Source organism: Methanobrevibacter thaueri (assembly GCF_003111625.1).
GTDB lineage: Archaea > Methanobacteriota > Methanobacteria > Methanobacteriales > Methanobacteriaceae > Methanocatella > Methanocatella thaueri.
The window spans coordinates 59,326-82,150 of sequence record NZ_MZGS01000014.1 but is presented as its reverse complement, the minus strand read 5'-3'; the positions used below and the strand labels follow the sequence as shown (position 1 = coordinate 82,150).

The following is a 22,825-nucleotide window of genomic DNA, read 5'->3' as shown; positions in this document are numbered from 1 at the left end:
GTCATGATTAAAAGGGTTCAGGTCTTGTGGTATCTCAACAAGGAAGATTTGGAAAACTATTGCATTGATTTTAAGGAATACAAGTCCCATAAGCTTGACGGATACGAAATAGTCGATGTGGATGAGGATTTAATCTATGACCTGTGTGACCGTGATCCGGACAGGTTGGAGCCTTTGGGATATTTTCAAAACGTAAAGGAACTTGAAAATTACCTTGCTGAAAGCATTTCCAACAATGAGTGGGAATTGGAGCTTGATTCTCCCGAGCTTAAGGCAAAAATCCAGAGGGCCATCGATTCGGTTGAATTCGACGGTGAGGATTACTACATTTCCATCGGTGACGGCATAGGTGAGAAAAACAATAGGATTGCCAGCTGGTTTGATTCCCTTAGACGTGAGTATAACTCATCATCAAAGGACAATGTTTGGGTTTTGGCGGTAACCGGCTATGACCCATATGACTTGTCATTGACAGGCAAGACCCTTTCATTTGTTCTTGCCGACATCCTGAACGTTAACGAGTCTTCACTCGACAAGCTCATTCCGAACAAGGGCAGGATAAGCGTTGAAGAGTGGAACGAGATTCTGGACAGGGTGTATAAGAAAAACAAAATCCATTTGGGATTGAATAGGGTAGTATAATCAGACTTCTCCTTTTTTGAATTCGCTAGGCTCGAAATATGACATTTTGGCAAGGCCATTGTCAAGAAGCTCTCCGTTTATGTCGCAGTCCTCAGTGTATGCTATGGCCAGTGTTCTTCCATAGTCGTCCTGTGGCTTTTTATCGTCGATATCCAGATACACTGTTTTTCCAAGACAATTGTCCTTGACGAACTGTGTTGCCTCGGCTGTGGGTGAGCCCACCTGTGTCAGCTGCACCTTTCCGACGCCGTATACCTGTATGGTGTTTCCATCAATGACCTCCACGCATTTTCCTGACTTTTCATAGGACACTGTCCTGTTTTCTATTGTCAGCGTGCCTGTTTGGTTCTGTGATGTATTGTTCTCACTTAGGAATGTGTTGGCTACCGTGAATACGATTGTGATTAGGAATATTGCCAGTAGGATTATTGATATTGTTTTCTTGTTCATTTTGCATGCTCACAGTTGTTTTTGAATCTGCAGGATCTGCATTTTTTAGGATTTTTTGTCGGAACGAATGGTCTTGTTCCGTCAATGAGCCCCTGAATCCTGTCGATTGTGAACTTGATTTGCTTTTCGACTTCAGGTGTGAATATTTCTATCCAGAAGAGGTTTTCCGTTCCCCTTTCCCTAAGGGCTCCTTTTATTTTTCTTTCTTCACCTGTCATGTCCTTATATGCAAGGCAGTATGCCCTCACCTGGTTCATTGTTGACTGGTATGGTGTTCTTCCCGGTTTGTCGTCGATTATCACAATCTCATCAGGTTTCATCCATATCTCGTCAATGTCTCCCCTTATTCCGTAGTTCGGAGCGATGACTGTGACTTCCCTGGACATTGATGCCTCTGTCTTTGATGCCTCGACGGCGTCCTCGAACTTTGAGGGTGTTGAGTCCTGCTTGAATATCTCCTCAAGCTCGTGGTGTATCTTGCTTCCCTGTGTCATTGCAGGTGTAGGTTGTGTTTCTATTCCTTTCATGTTTTCGAGATATAGCTGGTACTCGCAATATCCTTGCTGGTTGAGCCAGCTAATCGGGAAATTGTTTTGACCTTCAATTATCTTGACACCTTTTACTGAAGGATGGTCTTTAATCTCATATTCCTTATCGTATTCGGTAATGTTTTTTTGTTGCATAATTTAGTATCTGTCGATTTTAGTATAAGGCATTTTTTATAGTAGTATATGTAAATGTTAATTCATGCATTATGTAACTGCAAAGGGCATTTTCACATCTGATTATGGAATCAACATGTACCGTGGCTGCACCCACGGATGCATATACTGCGATTCAAGAAGCAAGATTTATCAGATGAACCATAAGTTTGAGGACATCGAGGTTAAGGAGAATGCCATTGAACTGCTGAAAAAGGAGCTCATCAAGCGCAAGCCCTGCATGATTGGAACCGGCGCAATGACCGACCCGTACATTCCTCTTGAAAGTAGACTGGAGTTTGTTCGAAAGGCCCTCAAGCTGGTTTACAGATACGGATTCGGATGGGCATGCATCACAAAATCCGATTTGGTGCTGAGGGACATTGACCTTCTTAGGAAAATCAACGAAAAGACAAAGGCGGTGGTTCAGGTGACCATAACCACAGCCGACGATGAGCTGTGCAGGCTTGTCGAGCCCAATGTATGTCCCACATCCCGCCGTGTTGAAGTCTTGAATAAGCTCAATGAGGCAAACATTCCCACAGTGGTCTGGCTATGCCCGATATTGCCCCACATAAACGACACCGAGGAAAACATCAATGCGATTCTTGACTGGTGCATCGATGCCAATGTCAAGGGAGTGCTGAACATGGGAATGGGCCTGTCCTTGAGGGAAGGAAACAGGGAGTACTTCTATGAGATGCTTGACGAGAGGTTCCCCGGCGTGAAGGAGAAATATATCGATGAATTTGGAGATAGCTATTTCATCCACAGCAAGGACAACCGCAGATTGAGGTCGATTTTAAGGAAAAGGTGTGAGGAAAATGGAATAATGCATAATCAGGATGAGATATTCTCATATATGCACGAGTTTCCGGAAAAATCCGTTCAATCAAAATTATTATAAACTTGTTTTTTAAATATTATATTAATGAATTTCAATGATTTAAACATTTCAGACGAACTGAAAAATGCCATTGAGGATATGGGCTTTTCTCAATTGACTCCAATTCAAAAACAGTCAATACCTCATGCTTTAAAGGGCAAGGACATTATCGGTCAGGCCCAGACAGGTTCGGGCAAAACCCTGGCCTTCAGCATACCTATTCTCAATAAAATTTTCATTCCCGACAGGTCCCCTCAGGCCATTGTCATGTGTCCGACAAGGGAGCTGTCCATGCAGGTTGCCTCTGAAATCGAGAAACTTGCATCCAAGATTAAAAAGTTCAAGGTGCTTGCCGTCTATGGAGGACAGCCAATCGGAAAGCAGACAAGGGTGCTGAAGAAGGGAGTCCATGTTGTTGTCGGAACTCCCGGCCGTGTAATCGACCATATCGAAAGGGGAAACCTGGATTTGATTGGTGTTGAAAGCGTTGTGCTTGACGAGGCCGACGAGATGCTTGAGATGGGTTTCAGGGAGGACATTGAGATAATCCTTTCAAAAATCCCTTCACAAAGGCAGACACTACTGTTTTCAGCAACAATACCGTCTGAAATAAAGCAGATTGCAAAGAAATATCAAAAGGACCCTGAATTCATCAGGATTGCCGATAAGAAGAAAAACATTCCAAAAATCAAGCAATACGCATTCAAGTGCGATATAAGGGATAAGTTCGACGGATTGACAGGGCTGATTGATGCCTATGACGTCAATCTGGCATTGATATTCTGCAACACCAAGAAGAGTGTGGATTATGTTGCAAAACATTTGAAAAAGCAGGATTTTGCCGTTGACAGTCTACATGGGGACATGACCCAGAAGACACGCGACAAGGTGATGAACAAGTTCAAGAATGGCAATATTTCTATTCTAGTTGCCACCGATGTGGCGGCGCGTGGCCTGGACATTGACGATGTGGGTGTCATAATAAATTACGATGTCCCTCAAAATCATGACGATTATGTTCACCGAATTGGAAGAACCGCCAGGGCAGGCAAAAGCGGTCTTGCATTCATGCTGGTTTCAAAGGATGAAGTTCAGCGCTTTAAGAATATCCAGAAGGCAAACAACACCAAAATCATTGAAAGGGAATTGCCCACGCCTCAGGAATTAAATGAAATCAAAAATAGGCAAATATTGAAAAATGCTGAAAGAGTAATAAAAAATGAGAATATTGAAGAATATATTGAAATAATTAAGCAATATTCTTCAAACGATAGCTATTTGGAGATATCCGCAAGCCTGTTGAAAATGATGAGTGAAAAATAACTATAGTGCGCCATCAATGATGTTATATTTGATTTTTTCACTTTCAAGTTCACGGGTGAATGCTTTGCTCATGTCACCTACGACGATTGCAAGGACATTCAAACCTTTACGGGCGGCATTTGCGGATGCCTGCGGTGCGGCATATTCAATGTCTATGCTTATTCCTAACTTGTTGGTGACTGCACGTGATACTGTACCTGCCACTGCAACCTTGTTGAATATTTCATTGTTATTTGTGCCTTTTTCATAAACGTTTTTAATCAAGTCCAAGTCACATTTTTTGGATCCGCCGTCCTTGATGGTCGGAACGTTGATGACAGTAACTTCACCGACTTTCATGTCTATGATTCCGGTTAGGTTGGTTAATGAAACGTCCATATTCTCTTCAGCATCGTCTAGAACGATTCCTGTTGCGTTTTCTTCTTTTTTATGAGCGTATAAAACACCATCGTCCATGTATAATCCTACAATGTCGTCCTTTTTAAGTTCTTCTTTTGCGATTGCAGGCCAGATGGTTTTATAGTGGTTCATTGTTTCAAGCACTGAATCGGAGTATTTCCTAAGACTTATTGCGTCTTTTTTGACCTTGTCAATACCTGATTGTGTAATCTTATATGGTGATCTTCCGTCTTTGGAAGTTATATAGCCCAATTCGGTTAATGTTTTTATGTTTTCTGAAACTGCTTGTATTGTAATCCCTAATTTTTTAGCCAAATCTTTTTGTTTGAGATGAGGGTCTTGTTTGGATATTTCACTTAGTATTTGGAAATGTGTAAGAGCTCCTCTTTTTTTAAATGCCTTCATCATTTTCATTCCTCAATTGTAATTGATTAATTACTATTTTTATCTTTATAGTATATAAACTTAATTTATTAATTTTCCATTAAGTTCGTTGTTAAATCTTGATAAAAATTCTTCTTTTTTCTCAAGAGGAATGTAAGCTCCGCAAGCCATTGAATGGCCTCCTCCTGTACCTCCGACATCACCTGCCACTTGACGAATGATGTTACCGAAGTGTATTCCATCGTAGGATAAGAGTCTAGAGCATCTAAGTGAAACTTTTAGCCCGTCACTTTCTGTTTGGGTAAATCCTATGATTGGTTTTTGCCAATTACAATATCCTAGTATCATTCCGGTGATGGTACCCACAATCTCTGGCTTAATGCCAGTTCCGTCAAAGTATTGGAGGTTTTCGAGTTCAATTATATTTGACTCAGCATCTGCAGTCACTTTTTCAATTGCCTGGGCTATGTTTCGTCTGTGTTCAAGGCTGACCGCTTCAAGGTCATCAAGTGATTCGATTCTATCTCCTTTCAGCACTTCCATGGCAATCTCCTCTTTATGGTTTCTTCCGCAAGCGTTCATGGCTGTTGAAAATTCAGAAGCGTCCCTCAGGAAACTGCCTTTATCTTCCTGTAGGAATGTGTAGGAATCCCCAAGTATGAGCCTTGAGATGTATTTCACATATTTGCCCGGAACGGCCTGGGAAATGCTTCTTGACAGATACTGGTAAAGCTTTTGCTTATCCTCCATTGTAAGTTGACCCAATGTTTTTCTCTTGTGCTTTTCCTCAATTCCAAGTTCCTCCAAAACCGCCATGGTCTCATTGGTGTTGTTTGTTATCGGAAGCTTGACGTCACTGAAATAGGATAAGGCCACGAATAACGGTCGTGTCTGCCTTCCATAGATGTTGAGGTCGTTTTTGTTCACTTCAAGGTATCCTCCGTCGATTGCGTCCTGCTGGATAATCTCATTCAGACCCTCGAAATGGCCGGTGGTTGTGTTTTGCATGTCTCCCACTGCTGAGAGTAGTCCAATCCAGCTTAGGTCATCATAACCGAATTCCTTTGAAAGGAAATAGCACAGTCCCCCTCCGCACACGCAATATGAGCCGTCAATTCCATGATGAATAGGATTGATTTCAAGGTATGTGTAGTCCTTGCCTTCCCTATAGTCAAGGTCCCTGAGGGGAGGGTGGTGGTCCAGGATGATGATCTTCTGGCCATTTTTGGCGTTCGTATCGATTCTCTGTCCGGAACCCAAATCGGAGAATATTGTCAGCTCATGTGTCAGCTCGATGTCATCCAGCACATCAAGATTGACAAATTCGATTTCATGTTCCTTGTTCTGTCTGTCCAGTATTGTTGATAGTATTGCGCCTGAACATATTCCATCACAGTCGATATGTGAGTACACTTTAATGTCATCTGATGAGGTGATGATTTCACGCGCTTCGGCGTATTGTTCAGACATTAGTTGTGGCATTTGCATAATAATCAGTTTCTCATTTTCTTAATTTCCAAGCTTATTGTTCGTATCAATTCGAGTTTTGTTCCTTCCCATTCAACAAGCGCCCTTCCTGACTTTTCATACCATTTTCCAGGATAGGCGTTTTCTTTTTGGATGCTGTGGGAAAGGTTAAGTCTTTTAAGTGCTCTTTCAATGTCGTTTATTGTAGGGTCTGAAACGCAGTCGTCCTTTGCGATCTTACGACCTTCATTAAGTGTCAAGTTTTTATTCATGTACTGTGGCCAAATTGCAATCATGTTATCACTTTATCTCGTTTTCAAATATTTCCAGTGCATCTTTAACAACTAAATCCATATTGTAGTATTTGTATTTAGCGAGTCTTCCTGCAAAAATCACGTTTTCTTCCTTCTCCATTTCCGCTTCGTACAACTTGAATTTGTCAAGGTATTCCTGGGTCGGATATGGGTAGCATTTCTCACCATTGAATCCGGGATATTCCTTCATAATGGCGGTTTTTCCCTTAACTTCCTGTCCAGTCAATTTTTTAAACTCGGTTATGCGGGTAAAGTATGGATGGTTTGGATAATTTACAACACCAACTTCCTGATAGGAGTCTTCGTCCAGTATTTCATAAACGAAGTTCAAACAGCGATAAAGCAGTTCTCCGTATTTATAGTCATAGAAGTAATCGATAGGTCCAGTGTAAATCAGCTTTTCATAGTTGATTCTGTGGATGTAATCCTTATAGTCAGCCTTGAGTCCGACATGGATCTTGTCGGATTTAATCATGTTTTCACACATCTTTGTAAACCCTTCCTTTGGCATTCCCTGATATGGGTCGTCAAAGTAGCGTGTGTCATGATTGAAACGGAATGGTATCCTTGATATTACAGAGGGGCTTAGATTTGCTGCGGATGTTCCCCACTGCTTTTCGGTGTAGTTCTTGAAGAGCTTGTTGTATATGTCCCTTCCTGCATTCTTTAGGACGACATCTTCGGAACTTTTAACCTCATCAATGTCTTCCTTGTGCTCATCTATCCATTCACGCATTGAGTTTTCATCCAAATCAAGGCCATATAACTGGTTCAATGTGTCAATGCAGATCGGCATGGGCACGAGTTTGCCGTCAACGCAGCTCAGGACCCTGTGCACATAATCTGTCCATTCCGTGAATTGGGACAGGTAGTCATGAACCTTTTTCTCTTTGGTATGGTAAATGTGAGGACCATATTTTTGGATTAAAAGACCGTCCTTGTAGAAATCATAGACATTTCCACCGATATGGTCACGCTTTTCAATAATTAACACTTCTTCATCCAATTCATTTGCAATTCTCTCAGCTATTGTAAGTCCGGAAAGCCCAGCTCCGACAATAACGTATTTATAATCACTCATATAATCATCCATTTAGTTTTTCGAATAATAATTCCATCATATCCGGAACGGTGTAGGTATCCGGGTAAATGTAGGCAATGTCATACTTGTCCAAAACCTTTGCGGTAATCGGACCGATGCTTACGGTCAATAGATTGTCATTCAGCAATTTAGCAAGCTTTTCCTTGTCGTCAGCTATCTTGAAGAAGTTTTCAACTGTCAGCGGGCTTGTGAATGTTATTGCGTCAATTTCCATGTTTTCGATTTTTGAAATCAGTTCCTTGACCTTCTCGTCATCCATTGGGAAGAGTGACTTGTAGGCTTCTGCAAGAATCACTGTGTTTCCAAGCTCCTCCAATCCTTCAGGCAAGGTTGATCTTGCGGAGGCGGTTCTTGGAATTCCTATTGTCTTGTCTGTTATTCCTCTTTTGGCAAACTCTTCAACCAGGCCTTCCGCTGTAAAGTCATCAGGCATCAAGTCAACCTCAACGCCCTGCTTTTCAGCCAGTTTTCCTGTCTTATTACCTATGACTGCTAGCATGCAGTTCAGATTTTCAATGAAACCCGGATAGAACTTGTTCAGGGAAACGATTGTTGTCGGTGAGGTGAAAACAATCCAGTCCAGTTCGTCTTTTCTGGCCACCAGCTCCTTCAGGGATTCGGTGTTGACCGGTTCCAAATCAAGTGTCGGTGCGAGAAAGGCTTCTCCACCCAATTCCTCAACAATCTCACAGGCCTTTTGCGCCCTGTCGATTGGTCTTGTTATTGCAATGACGGGTTTTGACATTTTTTATTACCTTCACTAATTTAATAATGTAATATATTATCTTTTAGGTTGTTTATATTATTTTTTAAAATTGTTGTGAATGTAAACAATTATATAATATGAAATCATATTTTTACATGGTGATAAAATGAGTAATGTATTGGTAGCATACTTCTCCGCAAGCGGAGTAACCAAAAGAGTGGCTGAAAATATAGCAGACGAAAACGGCTATGATTTGTTTGAAATCAAGCCTGTGGAACCGTACACTGCCGCTGACTTGGATTATATGGATAAAAAATCAAGATCAACAATTGAAATGAATGACAGGGAATTCAGGCCACCTATTGTAGAGTCATGTGACGTGAGCCAGTATGATACTGTCGTCATCGGATTTCCAGTATGGTGGTACACCGCACCTACAATCATCAACACCTTCATTGAAAGCGTTGATTTGAGCGGAAAGACCATCAAGGCCTTCTGCACCTCAGGAGGAACAGGAATCGACGGATGTGTCAATGACCTGAAAAACGCATATCCTGAACTCAACTTCGCAAAGGGAATGAGATTCATGGGCAATGTGAGTGCTGCAAAGGAATGGATTGAAAATGAGTAAGAAGGTAATTGTAATAAGTTCATCCCCAAGAAAGGGGCAAAATTCAGATACATTATGTGATGAATTCGTCAGGGGAGCCCTTGATGCAGGTCACGATGCCGTGAAATACTTTTTGGAGGACATTGAATTCTCATCATGCAAGGCATGCTATGCCTGCAAGACCCCTGAGATGAAATGCGTTCAGGACGATGGAATCGCACCGATTCTTGAGGACATGCTCGAAGCTGACGTGGTGGTCTACGCAACTCCTGTCTATTACTATGAGATGTGCGGAACCCTGAAGATGTTTTTCGACAGGTGCTATCCTGTATTCAGGCATCTGGAAAATCAGGACTACTACATCATCATGGCTGCAGGAAGCAGTTGCGGCGATGCTTTGATTGGCATTAAAAGCTTCATCGGCTTTTCAGTTAATCCAAATATAAGGGAAGTCTTCGAAGTCTTTGGAAACGTCAAATCACAAAAGGATGTTTTAAAAGAAGTTTATGAAGCAGGTAAAAACTGTTAATCATTAAAGTGGGGAAAATTAGTTTCCTCAATCTATTTTTTTTAGTTTACAAATCCATTTGTTCAACTGTTTTTTAGATTGAATTTCAATCATTTAGTAAAATTTTTATGTTATGTTTGCATTAACTTTAATTGTCTATGAATATTTTAATAGAATATGATAATTTAGGAGGTATTCTATTTCCGATGAGAAATCGCACATGCATGAGGTTCAGAAGTACGGCAAACACATGCATGAGCAGAAATTTAAAGAACAGCGCATGCGTGCAATAAATAGATTTAAACTTCACAGATACAGAAGACGAGCGGATGTTATAATCAAAAGGAGGCCTCCATGGAGAGAGAACCTTTTAAATATTGTAGTGTTGATTCTGGTTATCATTTCAATGTCCATTGGTGTCATAGAGATTAAGATTACTGACACAATCAGTTTTTTATTATTGCCTTTAATCTACGCTTTGGTATTGGGTTTAGCCCTCTTTTTGGCAAAGCCATTTAAATATATTGATGTTGAACAGGCTAAGGTGGCTGAGGGGGCCATGGTCATACTTATTGGTGTTTTGATATGTAAGCTGGCTATTTCAAGTGGCCAGTCCATCGGCGTCATTTTAAAGGTGGGTCCCGCTTTAATCCTTCAGCTTCTGGGTGATTTGGGAACTCTTATAGCATTGCCGGTTGCATTGCTTTTAGGTTTTAGAAGAGAGGTAATCGGTATGGCAAGTTCAATCTGTCGTGAACCTAACCTGGCAATCATCATTGACAAATACGGTTTCAAATCTCCTGAGGCACGTGGGGTTCTGGCCATTTTCGTAATCGGATCAATTATCGGTACTCCTTTCATCAGTTTCCTGTCAAGTATGTGTGTTTCAATTATACCTTTCCACCCTTATGCCTTTGCAATGGCATCAGGTATAGGAAGTGCAAGTATGAATGCTGCGGCATTGGTTCCGCTGGTGCATATGAATCCGGGCATGGCTACCCAGCTGGAAGCTTTTGCAGGATGCAGTAACATTCTCTCATTCTGTCTGGGAATTTACATGTGTCTTTTCATTTCATTGCCTCTTGCGGAAAAATTGTATAAGTGGCTGTCTCCGGTTTTAGGTGACGGCAGCGCAAGCATTGCTGATAGTGAATATGATGAAAGTGAGGATGTTGAAGACGATTCAGTGGACGGTTTGAGTTTCGGAAAACTTAAAAGATGGTCAACATTGCTTTTGGCATTTTCAATCATTGTGGCCGTTGGTAGTGTTGTAGGTTATCATGTGTCATTTGTTGATGCGTTCATTGCAATGATTATCATTTCAGTCATTACAATCATAGGTATGTCTCTTGAAAGGATTTTCCCTTTCCACGTTCCATCAATCATCTTTATAAGTTTAATTGGTTTGATCGTGGCCATACCGGGCGTTCCGACTGCTGATTTCGTTACTCATTACGTTTCCCAAGTCGAACTGACCACCATCTGTACCGCATTCCTTGCTTATGTCGGTATTTCAATCGGTAAGGACTGGGAGGCATTTAAGAAAATCGGTTGGAGAGGAATCATTGTTGCTTTGATTGTAATCTGCGGAACTTATCTTGGTTCAGCAACAATTGCAAACATAACATTATTCTTAACAGGTATGATCTAACCTGTTTTCTTTTTTTCTTTTTTTTTAAGATGAACTATTTGGTTTATCTATTTAGTGGGGAGTATTTTTTTAAATGTTTAAATATGATTTAATACAAATATTAAAATAATATATAATGATTATTGCATATTTTACAAATGAAATAAATTTGTAACATTTAATGCTTTTATTGGTGATAAAATGAGCGAAGTATATAGAACATTTACATCAGAATCCGTAACTCAAGGACACCCAGATAAGGTTGCAGACATAATCTCTGATGCAATATTGGATGCATATATGGCAGGAGATAAGAATTCACACGTAGCATGTGAAACCTGTGTGACAACCGATTTTGCTATGGTATTCGGTGAGATAACCTCAAACACTGATTTGTCCGATGAAGATATCGAAAAAATCATAAGGGACACAATCATTGAAATAGGTTATGACAAGCCGGAATTGGAATTTGACGGACATTCCTGTGAAGTCAAAAACAGGCTCCATGCACAATCCCAGGACATCAACCAGGGAGTTGACAGGGGAGATGAGGAAACCGGTGCAGGAGATCAGGGAATGATGTTCGGTTTTGCAACCAATGAAACCGATTCATTAATGCCATATCCAATTGATTTGGCACGTAAATTAACCAATAAGTTAACAGAACTTCGTGAAAGCGGAGAACTTCCATACTTAAGACCTGACGGTAAGGCACAAGTGTCAGTTAATTATGATAAGGATGGAAACGTATTGTCCCTTGATGCAGTGGTATTGTCCACCCAGCATGACGAGTCAATGTCAGACAATCAGGAACAATTGCACGAAGACATTAAGGAAAAGCTCTTCAAGGCAGTTATCCCTGAAAAATTGATGACTCCTGATACCAAATATCACATTAACCCAACAGGAAAATTCGAAATAGGCGGTCCGCATGGTGACGCAGGTTTGACCGGACGTAAAATCATCGTAGACACCTATGGAGGATATGCAAGACACGGTGGAGGTGCATTCTCAGGTAAGGACTGCACAAAAGTGGACAGAAGTGCATGTTACATGGCAAGATACATCGCCAAGAACATCGTTGCAAGCGGCCTTGCAGAAAAATGTGAAATCCAGGTATCCTACGCTATTGGAGTCGCCGAACCGACTTCCATCATGGTCGACGCTTTCGGAACCGAAAACAAAATAGATGACATCAGCTTTGAGGACATTGTGCGTGAAAACTTCAAGTTGACTCCTGACGGAATCATCGAAACCTTAGGTTTACGTGACACCCAATACAAACAGACCGCAAAATACGGTCACTTCGGTATTGAAGGTCTTCCATGGGAGAAAACCGACAAAGCTGACGACTTGAAAAAATATCTTAAAAATTAAATAAAAATGGAACTTACTTTTCAGTAAGTTTCTAAAACACTTTTTTTTAAAATTAGTTAACTTCTAATACTCATTTTCATCGGCTGAAAAATCAGCAAACAAATCATTTTCAACCGTATCCTTAAGTTTCAGGCTTTTTTCAACATCCATCGCCAATGCGTCACAGTCGGCCTTGATGGCATCAAGGTGCATGAGAATCCTTTTCTTTTCCTCGTTGATCCTTTCGATGTTGGTGTATGGGTATATGCATTCCTTGAGCATTTCGTAATCTATGGTGGTGTATGGGTAATCGTTCAGCTGCTTGCACACGTTTACCAGTATGCTGTACAGGAACCTGTTCATTTCGACCTTTACTCGGTCCTTGATCATCTTGTCGGAGTCAAGGTTTTCCCTCATAAGGCGGTACACTTCATTTTTCGCAAAAGGCAATTTCTCTTTTTCATTGTTTATATTCTCAGGCATGGTTTATTCCTCATTTTTTGATGGTTGGACACTTTTTTTATAAAAATAGTAGCTACATGTGTCTAATATAATATATGTTTTAGGTTATATTTAAACCTTTTCTTTAAATTAAAGGAATGATTATTTATTCTACTACTTAATGATATAAAATATAAAATAAATTAACCTATAATTAATAATTCTTATAGTTGATGACTTGGGAAATGTTCATTGTCATGGATGTCAACGGTCATGGTTTTAAGGATTATTTGCTAGGTGTATTGAAAATAGATAGAAAAAGTTAGAGGGGTGATGGTTTTTGCCGTGTTTTCTTGAATTATATGCCTAGTGCATTTAATGCGGTGAATATTGCCAATAAAGCCAGTATAATGATTGTAAGGGTTTTGTGTTCCATATCAGGTTTTCTTATAAGCTCCACTACACCCACTATAATGATGATTATACTTGCTATTGTTATTATCGGGGACATGTTTGGACCTCCTATTGATTAAGTTAAGCTATTAGAAACTCAGCAATTGCATTCTTGTCATTGCTTGTAATTGTTACTAAATAGTTTGAATCCTCATAATTGAAGATGTATGTGTCTCCCTCTTCGTCGGCATATCCTGCAATGCCTGAAATGGTGGTTTCATTACCTAAATCAGTGCGATTTTGCAGTAATTCCATGCAGTTGGTGTAATTTCCAACAACGATTTCAACATCTGTTCCATTGTTCTGGAATGCTTTTCCTTCCACAGTATAGTTGCCTGTGCTAAAATCATCGCTTGTCTGATTCATGAATTCTGATTCGACTTCCTCATAACCGTCGGGAATGGTGAAATTGATTCCTCCAATTGTTACCTGTTCGCTGTTGTTGGTGCCGAATAGGTCGCCTAAATCAAATGCAGAAACTGCACTGACGCTTGCAACTATGGCAAACAATAATAATATAGTGAATATCTTCTTGTTCATAAGTTACCTCCTTATTTAATATTTTCCTTTGATGTAATATATATTATGCAGTTAACTTCTGTTTTCAGGAGGTCTTTTCTTCTCAGTGCTGGGAAGATATGAATTGGAATGGTTCAACAGAAAATATGCGTAAGATTTTTTACACAACTTACTTAGGTTTATTAAGTTTTTATTTAGTTATTATTTACACTTATCCCTTTTTAGTAACAATGTTTTTTCAGAAATACGTATATTTCTGCTTAAAAAAGAATATGGAGACTAAACTCCACTATTGTATTACATAATCAATCTTGCTTAATGTATGGCTCATCCATGACGGAATTGTTAGTTAAAGATAATTTGAAGAATATTTTTGATAGTTAGTAAAATCAACCCACAACCGACTGATATAATCAGCAGTTACCTGAAATGGAGATTTCAATATCCTATCAGTTTCTTCTTTTAAAAACCAACACTGCCAGGGACAATAAAAGCAACACAAGAGGATTGCCTGTCTCATAACTTCCATTCACTTTGGCGAATCTGGTCTTTTTAAAGGATGCGTTTGTGTGATTTTGTGTAAGGTTCTCTTTGATGTTTGTCTGGTTTGTAGTGTTTTGGGAAGTGCTGTCTGATCCATTTCCTGTTGAGTTTTGAGTCAGGTTGTTTTGAAGAGTTATGTTTCTGAAATATATCTTGTATGCGAAGTAATTCTGATACTCGTTGATGTTGGATATGAAATTTCGGAAACTGTAAACCATTTCAGTGGTGTCGTTGATCTTCAAGACACCGTCATTGGGCACCTTGACAGTTGCGGATTTCTCGATGATTTTTTCATACAGTGTCTGATTGAACCTGCTGAACTGCTTGTTGTCGGTGAATTTCCAAATCATATGCTGGGTGGCAATGACGTCACGCTGTGACTCCTCATAGAAATATACGAAGAATGTTTTTATGTTGTTGTCGACATCCCCGTCATGGACATAGAACTTATCTCCCTTTTCAGCTGAATGCTCACCCCATTCAATACAGTATCCCTTGTATCCGTCGCTGAAGCTAATGTTGGAATCTCCACTTTCAAGCGCTTCAGTCATGGGCTCATCTGATAGGTACTGAGTAGGATTGTCCACAACAGTCGTGTTGTTCCCGGCCATGACCGGGGAAATTGTTATTACCAGTATGGCAAAAAGGAGAAGCAATTTCATTTTCATGGTGATATGTATTTTGGGTATTATATAAATTATTTTCCATATATTTGGAAAATTCTAAAACAGGGAAAGTGGGTTAAATTTAACTGATTATATTGGCTTTTAGTAAATGAGTGTTTTTGTGCATGAAATTCATCATTAAAATCTTAAAAATAAATTTTTTCACATGAATACATAATATCAATTAATTAATGCCATATTGTAGAGAAAAATCTCCACAATAACCACATTGACATTAAATTAAAGATTTTTGCTCTCTAATAGAGGTTTACTTGAAAGTAACTCTCTTGTATAATTGTATTATCATATACAATATATAAATTTAACGAAATTCTGAAAATAGGTAATTAAACAGTTGGCCATCTCCAGGGAAAAGACCTCGTGAAAACAGAAGTTTTCAAAGACCTTCATTGACTTGTTTATACTTAATTACCTAACTGAGGTGAAATGTAGGCTATTATCTTCTATCTATATATGGGATTATCATTGTCATAATATTGAAACAATATGTTCCTATGATGAAGATAATTAACTCCACAGTTTTCACCTCCATTTGAGAGCATGGAAAGAACACCAAAACAGTAATGTGGTGAAACTGAAACGGTTAATAAATAAACATGTGTGTAAATATTTTTCATGAATATCTACCTCCTTCCGTAATCTTATTTTGAGGTCTTTTCAAGAGTTAATATATGTATTTAACAGTATATAATCCTTTTTGAAGTCATTTTGAAAAATTGTAGTCATTGAAACATAATATATAAAGTTTTTGATTTGTATTTTTTAAAAATAAGAATTATCAGCATCTTTTTAGTTAAAAGATACGTAAGAAAAATTTTACTTTTAATTGGGTGGATAAAATTGAAATCAGTTAAATTTTTTACGCTGATGTTAAACATTTGTTGGATATATTTAACTTTTCAAAGGTCATGTTTAAATAGTTCTAAATGAATATTATTATTTGACTTATTATTGTTCTACATAATTAGTTCTGTCTTTTTTTATAAGTCATTACTATTGTCGGCTAGTTTAGTAATGACCTAATTAAAAGACTGATATCTAATTTAACCCCATAAATAACATATCATCTAAATATAATTCATCATAATACTGTGTAAATGAATTGACATTGCGAGGTAATGATCTTTTCCGACCATTGTTTATCATATCTTTCCAAATTTTATCTAACTCTTCTTTTGTTTTTAAATGATTTTCATAAGCTATTGCCAGTATGAATGCGGTTGTAATCAAGTTCAAATCATAATCCTCAACATAATCTTTAACATCTCTGAGATTATTGCTGGCAATCACTCCACCATTTTCTTGATTTAAAGCGATAACTGCGGCTTCACCATCTCCCATGAATTCATAATCTCTTTTAATGTCATTGAAAAGTTCATGTTCAGAAGAACCAACTTCCATTCCACGAACTTCAACAAAGTCTAATTTAACCAAATCATTAAAGTTGTCCTTAATATGTTGAGGTGTGCCTTTTTTTAAAATTTCATGCGCCACTACTCCAGGAACTATTATTTTGGAAAATAATTTCTGTAAAATTCCACACTCCCTTACGGCCAAAAAACAACTTAAACAATCCGAATCATAAAATACGTCTGTTTCAAACAATATCATCATCCTCATTAAGGGTGTTATAGACCATATCACCCCTAAAAATGTTTAGTAATATTTCGTCATATTTGCCTCCAGTAATCATATTATTATCATAGGCCATGCCGGATAAGGGGATTATTTTTCCTAATGTATAATGTTCATTAGTAGGTTCATATAGGCTTAAATCGTATCCTAAATTCCATGCTGCTGATTTAACACCGGATTTAAATATTAAATAGTCATCATATGAAATCATATTTTCTCGTCTGAGTTTACATAACATTGCAGCATGGCTGATTTGAAAATATTGTTCACATTTAATAATATCATTCAAACTCCAATCATCAATATTATTTCTTTTAATAAATTCATATAATCCTATATTTGGAATTAAAAGGCATTCTGCAAATTTATTTGCATTTTTTTCACTTTCATCTGATGAGTTGACATTACAAACAAAAGAGTCCTTTTCATCCTCATATAATAAATGATACAACTCATGGGCAAGAGTGAAGTTTTGCCTTCCTTTTGAATGCTTGGAGTTAATGCAAATAATATTGTCGTCTTCTGTTTTGCTGCAACATCCACTTAACTCGTCAATCATTGGAAACCATAATATTGTTAAATTATTAATATTTCCAAGGGCACTTTGTAAAATGTTCAAAGGACTTGTATTATCAATGTCCCATGATTTTCTAAGTATTTCTGCTTTAAAAATTATATCTGGATTAATCATTTTCAATTTTCCTCTCTACTTTTCTTAAAAATTTTAAATAACCAATTACCTGATTCATTTTTGCAATAGCAAATAAATCAACACTTTCATCAGACCTAAATGCTAATTTTGGAGACTCATAATCATCAGATTTTCCTAAAAGATAATCCGGTGAACAATTATATAATAGGCAAAGTTTATTAAAAGAAATTTCATTCAAATTTCTTTTTCCTTTTTCTATTTTGGAAATATAACTTTGATCCATTTCCAAATAATTTGCGACTTGTTCTTGACTATAATTATTTTCCTCCCTTAGTTGTTTTAATCTTTCATGTATACCTGCCATTTTTTCACCTATCTTAATTAATTATCTTGATGTCGTATTTAAAGTTTTAACATCGTTGTTTGATATATATTCTTGGGTATAATATGTTCTGTCCTAAATTATATATAAATATTTTTATTAATTATGACAAAATTGGAAAAATTAAAATATGACAATTTTTAAAATTAAATTAAAATGATTTATATTGATTTTCAGACTTTTATTTATTAGTATTTAAAATTAAATATAATTTAATTTATTATAATATGAATTTATTAGTTAAATTAAGAAATTAATAAAATTTCTTTATTATAATGTATTATGACAAGTAAGTATGATTGTTCTATTTCTAGTTGTCTCGTATTGTTGAAGTTTGGAATAATTACTATTTAAATGTGTGTATATGTTGTGGGCAATATTGTTTTTATTTTGAATATTTATTTATTTATGGCAAATTTTAAATTTCAGTATTATATTATCAAATCAAAAATCTTTGAAAATGAAATTCATTAAAAAGAGTTAAGCATATTTGTGCGAGTAAGATACGTTAATTTTTTAGGAGTGATGTTCCTTGGGTTGTGTTAGGTGGCTTTGTAGAATTTTGTAATTTAATTTTCACTTCAAGTTGAATTTTAAAAGACATTAATGGCTAGTATTGGATGAATTGATTTCTAATGTTGTTACGTCCTCAATACTATATGTGGGGGACAGATTTTTAAGTTGAATTTTTGAAAAAGGTTCTGGAATGATTGTTTTTAGGAATCAATATTCTATTTTATAATAATTGATTGAGGCATTATTTTTCTTAAATCATCATATTTTGAACTATAATAAAAATCTGATTATTATATGTGATACTGAATCATATTGGCTATTTGTTGTTTTGCTTATGATACTTGTATGTTGACAATTACGATATAAATATAAAATTTTTAATTGATTTTTGAAAATATATTTTTTGGAATTCAACATATAGATTTGGTTTAACATTTTTTTACAAGAAAAATTAAGATAGTTCTTTTTTATCATTTTGAAATGTAAGAAAAATCTTATTTTTTCATAAAACTGTTAAAAATTAATTAATTTTTATTTTAAATATTTGATAGTTTTTTGTAGTCAAAAATATTGATTAAAAAGCAGTTTTTACCGAAAAATTTATAGTATATAAAAAATAATAATTAAAGTTATGTGATTACAAAAGATAAACAAAAAAATTAACGGTCTAAATGTAGATCATTACTGAATCCTACTAAAGTAATGACCTATCAAAAAAGACAGAAACTATATCATGAAAACATAATAAGTTAGATTTAATATCGATTTTAAGATATTTAAATATAACTTTTTTTTATAGTTTCTAATTTAGTTTTTACACTTTTGTTTAGTTGCATAATTAATTATAGCGGTAAAATAATGGCTAAAAAAGAACAAATTCATGTTGTATATACTAAAGAAGGAAATTGGGCGACAAAAAAGCCAAACAGCAAGAGAGCTTCAACACTAAGCAATACTAAAAATGAAGCTATTGGAAAAGCAAGGGCTCAGGCCAAAAACCATGGAAACGCTGAAGTGAAAATTCACAGGAAAGATGGAAAAATAACTGAGTCAAATACTTACGTTAGGAAAAAAGATCCTAAGAATATTAAAGGGTAAAATTTAATTTTTTTTACCTTTTCACTGGAGAAAAAATGTCAAGAATAAATATCTATAAAATTAATAATGATTTGGAAAACCAATTAATTCAGGAGTTAACTGATGAAAATGATTATGAATTATCTGATGAGGAATTTAATTTTGAGTTAGAAAGTAATTATCTAGAAAATATTCAATATAATTTTTCTATGCATTTGTATTACAAGGATGAACAGCAAGAAAAGGGTCTTTCTTGGAATTGGGTTAGGGAACAATTTAATTTAGGGGATGTAAATTATTCAGTTAAACCAAAGGCGGTTCTTTTAATAAATGAATATAAAATTGATGTCACAAAACCAGATGAATTTGAAGATAATATTTATGCTGTTTCTTTTGGTTATGCATTTCACACTCTTAAACATTTTTCAGATAAAGATTGGCCTATAAAATTTGCAGAACATATTACTTTAAATAAAGTTAAATCTATGACTGTTCTCTCACCAAATTCAGTAATTAATAAAAGAATTAATAATTATGTAAATTTTAAAGATATATTATTAGATAGTGGTGAGGCATTAAATCAATTGAGTGCAAATTTAGAATTAGATGATGATTTTAATGATTTTAAAAATAGTATAACAATTTCTAATTCTATTATTTTTGATGTAACCAATCCTAATTTAGAAAGTTTGCCTTATATTATTGATTACATTACATTTATTAATGGGAGTGATGAAATTGTAAATTCTATTCCTTATTTTAAAGAAGTTCAAAGTAAAATTAAAAAAGAGGAATTGGATAATGAGTTAATTGGAACTATTTTCGCTGATATTGAAGAAAAGCACGAAACTCCTTGCATTGATATTTGTGAATTTATATTAGTTGATGGTGTTCTAAAATTTTTCAATCAATTTGATAATTTTAAATTAAAGTATAAACGCTTATCTAAAGAGAATATAGGTTCTTTAACTGTTAATGAAATTTATAATTTCATTGAAGAGAAATTAGATGATGAAGATAATCCTTTGGAAATAAAAATATTTTTCGAGGATAGTGAAATTGGAAGTTCATTTGTTAAATTAAAAGACATTATAAGTTATGATAGTTTTGAAAGTCCTGCTATTTTAGATGGAGGAAGTTGGTGGGTATATAACTCAAAATATATGGATGATTTGAAAAATTCGATTAATGACTTGGATGTCGAATATGAAATAGGCTTTGATTTTCATGAAGAAAATTATTTAAGATTTGTAAGGGGTAAAGCCCAAGAAGAAGGATTGGATTTTGACAATATGGATGATAACACTAAAAAACGCTATAAACAGAAATGGTATAAAGAAAGAGTATTCAATCTTTTACGTGAAGAAGATGGATTTATATGTAATGATAGATTTAAAGACTACGTGGACAGTTATGATATTGAAGTTGCCGATTTATTTAAATTAGATGAAAAAAGTATGTTTTCAGTTAAAATTGGTGGGGCTTCAAATCTCATTTATGTTGTGGACCAGTCTTTAATTCCACTTAAACTGATTGATAATGGGGAAATAAGAGATATTGAAAATGATGAGATTCCTGAACTAAATAAAGACAGTATTAAAAATGTTTATTTATGGTTAATACTGACTAGGAAAACAAAATTGCCCGTTCGTAATGGGAAACCAGATTTAAATGAAATTAATTCTATATCTCTAAAAAATCGGATTGACTACTGGAAAAAGGAGGTGATAAAATCAAGACGTAATCCTAAAATTAGAATTAATTATATTGATTTTTAATTATTAGATTGTCCTTAATAGTTATTTGAATAAATGATTAAATAAACTTTTTAGATGTTTAACGAATACTTGTTATTTTATTCTAATTATTAATAATTTCTATTGATATTTCAGGCACAACACATCAATTATTGTCATTTAGACTTATCAAACAAATGTCGAAGATGTGATTATTACGTGGTAGTTATTCTAGGCATGTCACTTGAAAATAATAAAATTAAAGTTTATACTTCCTAATTTGAACCAAAATTAAATAACTAAATGAACAAATATTTAATGGTATATAGAATAAAATTAACAATCTTAAAGAAACAAATAAAAGCATAAAATTAATTAATAAAATATTTTGAAAAAAATCAATTAGCAAAATATATATGCAACCTGAATTATAATTATAGAATATAATTAATAATCCATGTTTTTGATTTTTTTAGTGATATGATTAATTAAATTTATGGTAGTGTTTTTTCATGGCAGAACAAAATAAGGATATTATCCCGACTCAATTTATTAAAAAAGATTTTGATTTATCTAAAAAAATTGATTCAGATTTTCTTAATTTAATTAAAGATAATTTTGGAAATGATGTTTCTGTAATTAGTTTAGCAATTTTAGTTAATAATCCTGAAGATGAATCTAAAAAAGAGTTAATCTCATTTAATTATCGGAATGATAAAGAACAAAAGAATAATGAAATTATTGTTGATATTTCAAATCCTAATTCTTTTGATAAACTTAGAAGAATTTTATAAATAATTAAAATTAGGAGACTTTTCCTATGAATTTAACAGCTAATTCAATTGAAAAATTAAATAACCCTTCAGATTTTAAGAGGGATATTTTAAATCCATTTTTAGAAAATTCTAAAATGCATTATCCTAATTCTATTATTGAATCAAATTCTCATAAAGTGAATATAATTTTACTTAAAAAATTTCCAGAAAATAAATATAGTTTTGAATATGAAGAGGCTATTAGCTTAATTTTTAAATTTCTTAAACAATTAATTCCTAAATATAATTTAAGAGATATTAAATTTTTTGAAAATTTAGAGTATGGTTTCAATCCATCATTTAAAATCAAAGTTTCAAATTCCATTTCATCTCAAGACTTAACAAAATTATCAGATGAAATTTTTAATAAAGTTGGGGATTTTGCTGAGTCAAATGATATTGAATTTATATTGGATGATTTATCTATTATTTTATGCAGGTAATTTATATGGATGATTCTTTTGAATTCGATGATTTTATTGCATTTTCTCAAAACTTGCTAGAAAATAAAGATTGTTTAATTAAAGATAATTTTCAGTGTATTTATAGGACTATTTTAAGTAGAGTATATTATTCTGCATTTCATCATGCAAAATACTGGTTAGAACTTAATCATAATTTTAGCACTAGAGAATTAAATTTGGAAACCGGAAAATTTCAAAATAAAAATGGTTTGAGTGAACATGTTCAAGTTTTTAAAGAAATTAGGACAATTGCTAAAGACCAAAAAAATTTAAAACACAAATTTAGGAACGCTGCTTCTAAATTAGAGAGTTTGTTTGATAAGCGTGTTGATGCTGATTATAATGAAGATATAACATTTAAAGAGATTGAAGTTACTGATGCTATTCAAGATGCAATTTATATTATTCAATTATTGCATTTTAATTAG

The 22,825-nt window shown here is 35.0% G+C and carries 26 protein-coding genes; 12 read left to right on the top strand and 14 right to left on the bottom strand.

What is annotated here, in order from left to right; genetic code table 11:
- Positions 1-3 precede the first annotated feature (3 nt).
- Positions 4-642 carry a hypothetical protein gene (locus tag MBBTH_RS01310; RefSeq protein ID WP_116591241.1) on the top strand — a complete coding sequence of 213 codons (639 nt, stop codon included), beginning with the start codon at positions 4-6 and terminating at the stop codon, positions 640-642.
- Here MBBTH_RS01310 and MBBTH_RS01305 read toward each other — a convergent pair whose 3' ends face one another.
- Positions 643-1,092, bottom strand: coding sequence for a thermonuclease family protein (locus MBBTH_RS01305; protein ID WP_116591240.1), 450 nt, complete (start codon positions 1,090-1,092; stop codon positions 643-645). It lies immediately after the preceding gene.
- Complete coding sequence (cas4, locus tag MBBTH_RS01300; RefSeq protein ID WP_116591239.1) at positions 1,089-1,775, bottom strand: CRISPR-associated protein Cas4; 687 nt, start codon at positions 1,773-1,775, stop codon at positions 1,089-1,091. The genes MBBTH_RS01305 and cas4 overlap by 4 nt, the downstream gene beginning before the upstream one ends.
- 64 nt (positions 1,776-1,839) lie before the next feature.
- Between cas4 and MBBTH_RS01295 the strand changes: the two genes are divergently transcribed.
- On the top strand, positions 1,840-2,700 hold the full coding sequence (locus MBBTH_RS01295; RefSeq protein ID WP_116591238.1) for an SPL family radical SAM protein: 861 nt from the start codon (positions 1,840-1,842) through the stop codon (positions 2,698-2,700).
- A gap of 24 nt (positions 2,701-2,724) precedes the next feature.
- Positions 2,725-4,002, top strand: a complete 1,278-nt coding sequence (locus MBBTH_RS01290; RefSeq protein WP_243409613.1) for a DEAD/DEAH box helicase — start codon at positions 2,725-2,727, stop codon at positions 4,000-4,002.
- Here the strand turns inward: MBBTH_RS01290 and MBBTH_RS01285 are convergent, their stop codons facing one another.
- The 5 genes from MBBTH_RS01285 to MBBTH_RS01265 are packed head-to-tail and all read right to left on the bottom strand — an operon-like array spanning position 4,003 to position 8,413.
- On the bottom strand, positions 4,003-4,806 hold the full coding sequence (locus MBBTH_RS01285) for a DUF7839 domain-containing protein (RefSeq protein ID WP_116591359.1): 804 nt from the start codon (positions 4,804-4,806) through the stop codon (positions 4,003-4,005).
- A gap of 60 nt (positions 4,807-4,866) precedes the next feature.
- A complete protein-coding gene (recJ, locus tag MBBTH_RS01280; protein WP_116591236.1) occupies positions 4,867-6,276 on the bottom strand; it encodes a single-stranded-DNA-specific exonuclease RecJ in 1,410 nt (469 codons plus the stop codon).
- 2 nt (positions 6,277-6,278) lie between these two features.
- The gene (locus MBBTH_RS01275) at positions 6,279-6,548 is read right to left on the bottom strand and encodes a signal recognition particle subunit SRP19/SEC65 family protein (protein ID WP_116591235.1); all 270 of its coding nucleotides are present in this window, start codon (positions 6,546-6,548) and stop codon (positions 6,279-6,281) included.
- A 4-nt stretch (positions 6,549-6,552) separates the two neighbouring features.
- A complete protein-coding gene (glf, locus tag MBBTH_RS01270; RefSeq protein WP_116591234.1) occupies positions 6,553-7,647 on the bottom strand; it encodes a UDP-galactopyranose mutase in 1,095 nt (364 codons plus the stop codon).
- A 4-nt stretch (positions 7,648-7,651) separates the two neighbouring features.
- Entirely contained in the window at positions 7,652-8,413 is a 762-nt protein-coding gene (locus MBBTH_RS01265; RefSeq protein WP_116591233.1) for a uroporphyrinogen-III synthase, read from the bottom strand.
- A 127-nt stretch (positions 8,414-8,540) separates the two neighbouring features.
- On the opposite strand from MBBTH_RS01265, the gene MBBTH_RS01260 reads away from it, so the two are divergent.
- The 4 genes from MBBTH_RS01260 (at position 8,541) to metK (ending at position 12,499) form a co-directional block, all read left to right on the top strand.
- Complete coding sequence (locus MBBTH_RS01260; protein ID WP_116591232.1) at positions 8,541-9,005, top strand: flavodoxin; 465 nt, start codon at positions 8,541-8,543, stop codon at positions 9,003-9,005.
- Positions 8,998-9,513: a flavodoxin family protein gene (locus MBBTH_RS01255; protein WP_116591231.1), complete on the top strand. Its 516-nt coding sequence runs from the start codon at positions 8,998-9,000 to the stop codon at positions 9,511-9,513. Before MBBTH_RS01260 ends, MBBTH_RS01255 begins: the two co-directional genes overlap by 8 nt.
- Positions 9,514-9,712: 199 nt before the next feature.
- Entirely contained in the window at positions 9,713-11,143 is a 1,431-nt protein-coding gene (locus tag MBBTH_RS01250; RefSeq protein ID WP_243409607.1) for a DUF3100 domain-containing protein, read from the top strand.
- A 180-nt stretch (positions 11,144-11,323) separates the two neighbouring features.
- Positions 11,324-12,499, top strand: a complete 1,176-nt coding sequence (gene metK, locus MBBTH_RS01245; RefSeq protein ID WP_116591230.1) for a methionine adenosyltransferase — start codon at positions 11,324-11,326, stop codon at positions 12,497-12,499.
- A 63-nt stretch (positions 12,500-12,562) separates the two neighbouring features.
- Here the strand turns inward: metK and MBBTH_RS01240 are convergent, their stop codons facing one another.
- The 7 genes from MBBTH_RS01240 to MBBTH_RS01215 all read right to left on the bottom strand — a co-directional run bounded on the left by MBBTH_RS01240 (position 12,563) and on the right by MBBTH_RS01215 (position 17,771).
- Entirely contained in the window at positions 12,563-12,961 is a 399-nt protein-coding gene (locus MBBTH_RS01240) for a hypothetical protein (protein WP_116591229.1), read from the bottom strand.
- A 316-nt stretch (positions 12,962-13,277) separates the two neighbouring features.
- A complete protein-coding gene (locus tag MBBTH_RS10850; protein ID WP_165814003.1) occupies positions 13,278-13,430 on the bottom strand; it encodes a hypothetical protein in 153 nt (50 codons plus the stop codon).
- Between the two features lie 23 nt (positions 13,431-13,453).
- On the bottom strand, positions 13,454-13,912 hold the full coding sequence (locus MBBTH_RS01235; protein WP_116591228.1) for a hypothetical protein: 459 nt from the start codon (positions 13,910-13,912) through the stop codon (positions 13,454-13,456).
- Between the two features lie 428 nt (positions 13,913-14,340).
- Positions 14,341-15,102 (bottom strand): Cys-Gln thioester bond-forming surface protein, encoded by a 762-nt coding sequence (locus MBBTH_RS01230; protein ID WP_116591227.1) that lies wholly within the window; start codon positions 15,100-15,102, stop codon positions 14,341-14,343.
- Positions 15,103-16,158: 1,056 nt separating this feature from the next.
- The gene (locus MBBTH_RS01225; RefSeq protein WP_133241924.1) at positions 16,159-16,725 is read right to left on the bottom strand and encodes a hypothetical protein; all 567 of its coding nucleotides are present in this window, start codon (positions 16,723-16,725) and stop codon (positions 16,159-16,161) included.
- Positions 16,718-17,446, bottom strand: coding sequence for an ImmA/IrrE family metallo-endopeptidase (locus MBBTH_RS01220; protein WP_116591225.1), 729 nt, complete (start codon positions 17,444-17,446; stop codon positions 16,718-16,720). The genes MBBTH_RS01225 and MBBTH_RS01220 overlap by 8 nt, the downstream gene beginning before the upstream one ends.
- On the bottom strand, positions 17,439-17,771 hold the full coding sequence (locus MBBTH_RS01215) for a helix-turn-helix domain-containing protein (RefSeq protein WP_116591224.1): 333 nt from the start codon (positions 17,769-17,771) through the stop codon (positions 17,439-17,441). Before MBBTH_RS01215 ends, MBBTH_RS01220 begins: the two co-directional genes overlap by 8 nt.
- A 1,392-nt stretch (positions 17,772-19,163) precedes the next feature.
- Between MBBTH_RS01215 and MBBTH_RS01210 the strand changes: the two genes are divergently transcribed.
- The 5 genes from MBBTH_RS01210 to MBBTH_RS01190 all read left to right on the top strand — a co-directional run bounded on the left by MBBTH_RS01210 (position 19,164) and on the right by MBBTH_RS01190 (position 22,825).
- Positions 19,164-19,403: a DUF2188 domain-containing protein gene (locus MBBTH_RS01210; protein ID WP_116591223.1), complete on the top strand. Its 240-nt coding sequence runs from the start codon at positions 19,164-19,166 to the stop codon at positions 19,401-19,403.
- 35 nt (positions 19,404-19,438) lie between these two features.
- The gene (locus MBBTH_RS01205; RefSeq protein ID WP_116591222.1) at positions 19,439-21,160 is read left to right on the top strand and encodes a DUF6119 family protein; all 1,722 of its coding nucleotides are present in this window, start codon (positions 19,439-19,441) and stop codon (positions 21,158-21,160) included.
- Positions 21,161-21,630: 470 nt separating this feature from the next.
- Positions 21,631-21,912 (top strand): hypothetical protein, encoded by a 282-nt coding sequence (locus tag MBBTH_RS01200; protein ID WP_116591221.1) that lies wholly within the window; start codon positions 21,631-21,633, stop codon positions 21,910-21,912.
- Between the two features lie 26 nt (positions 21,913-21,938).
- Positions 21,939-22,376 carry a hypothetical protein gene (locus MBBTH_RS01195; protein ID WP_116591220.1) on the top strand — a complete coding sequence of 146 codons (438 nt, stop codon included), beginning with the start codon at positions 21,939-21,941 and terminating at the stop codon, positions 22,374-22,376.
- 5 nt (positions 22,377-22,381) lie between these two features.
- On the top strand, positions 22,382-22,825 hold the full coding sequence (locus MBBTH_RS01190; RefSeq protein WP_116591219.1) for a hypothetical protein: 444 nt from the start codon (positions 22,382-22,384) through the stop codon (positions 22,823-22,825).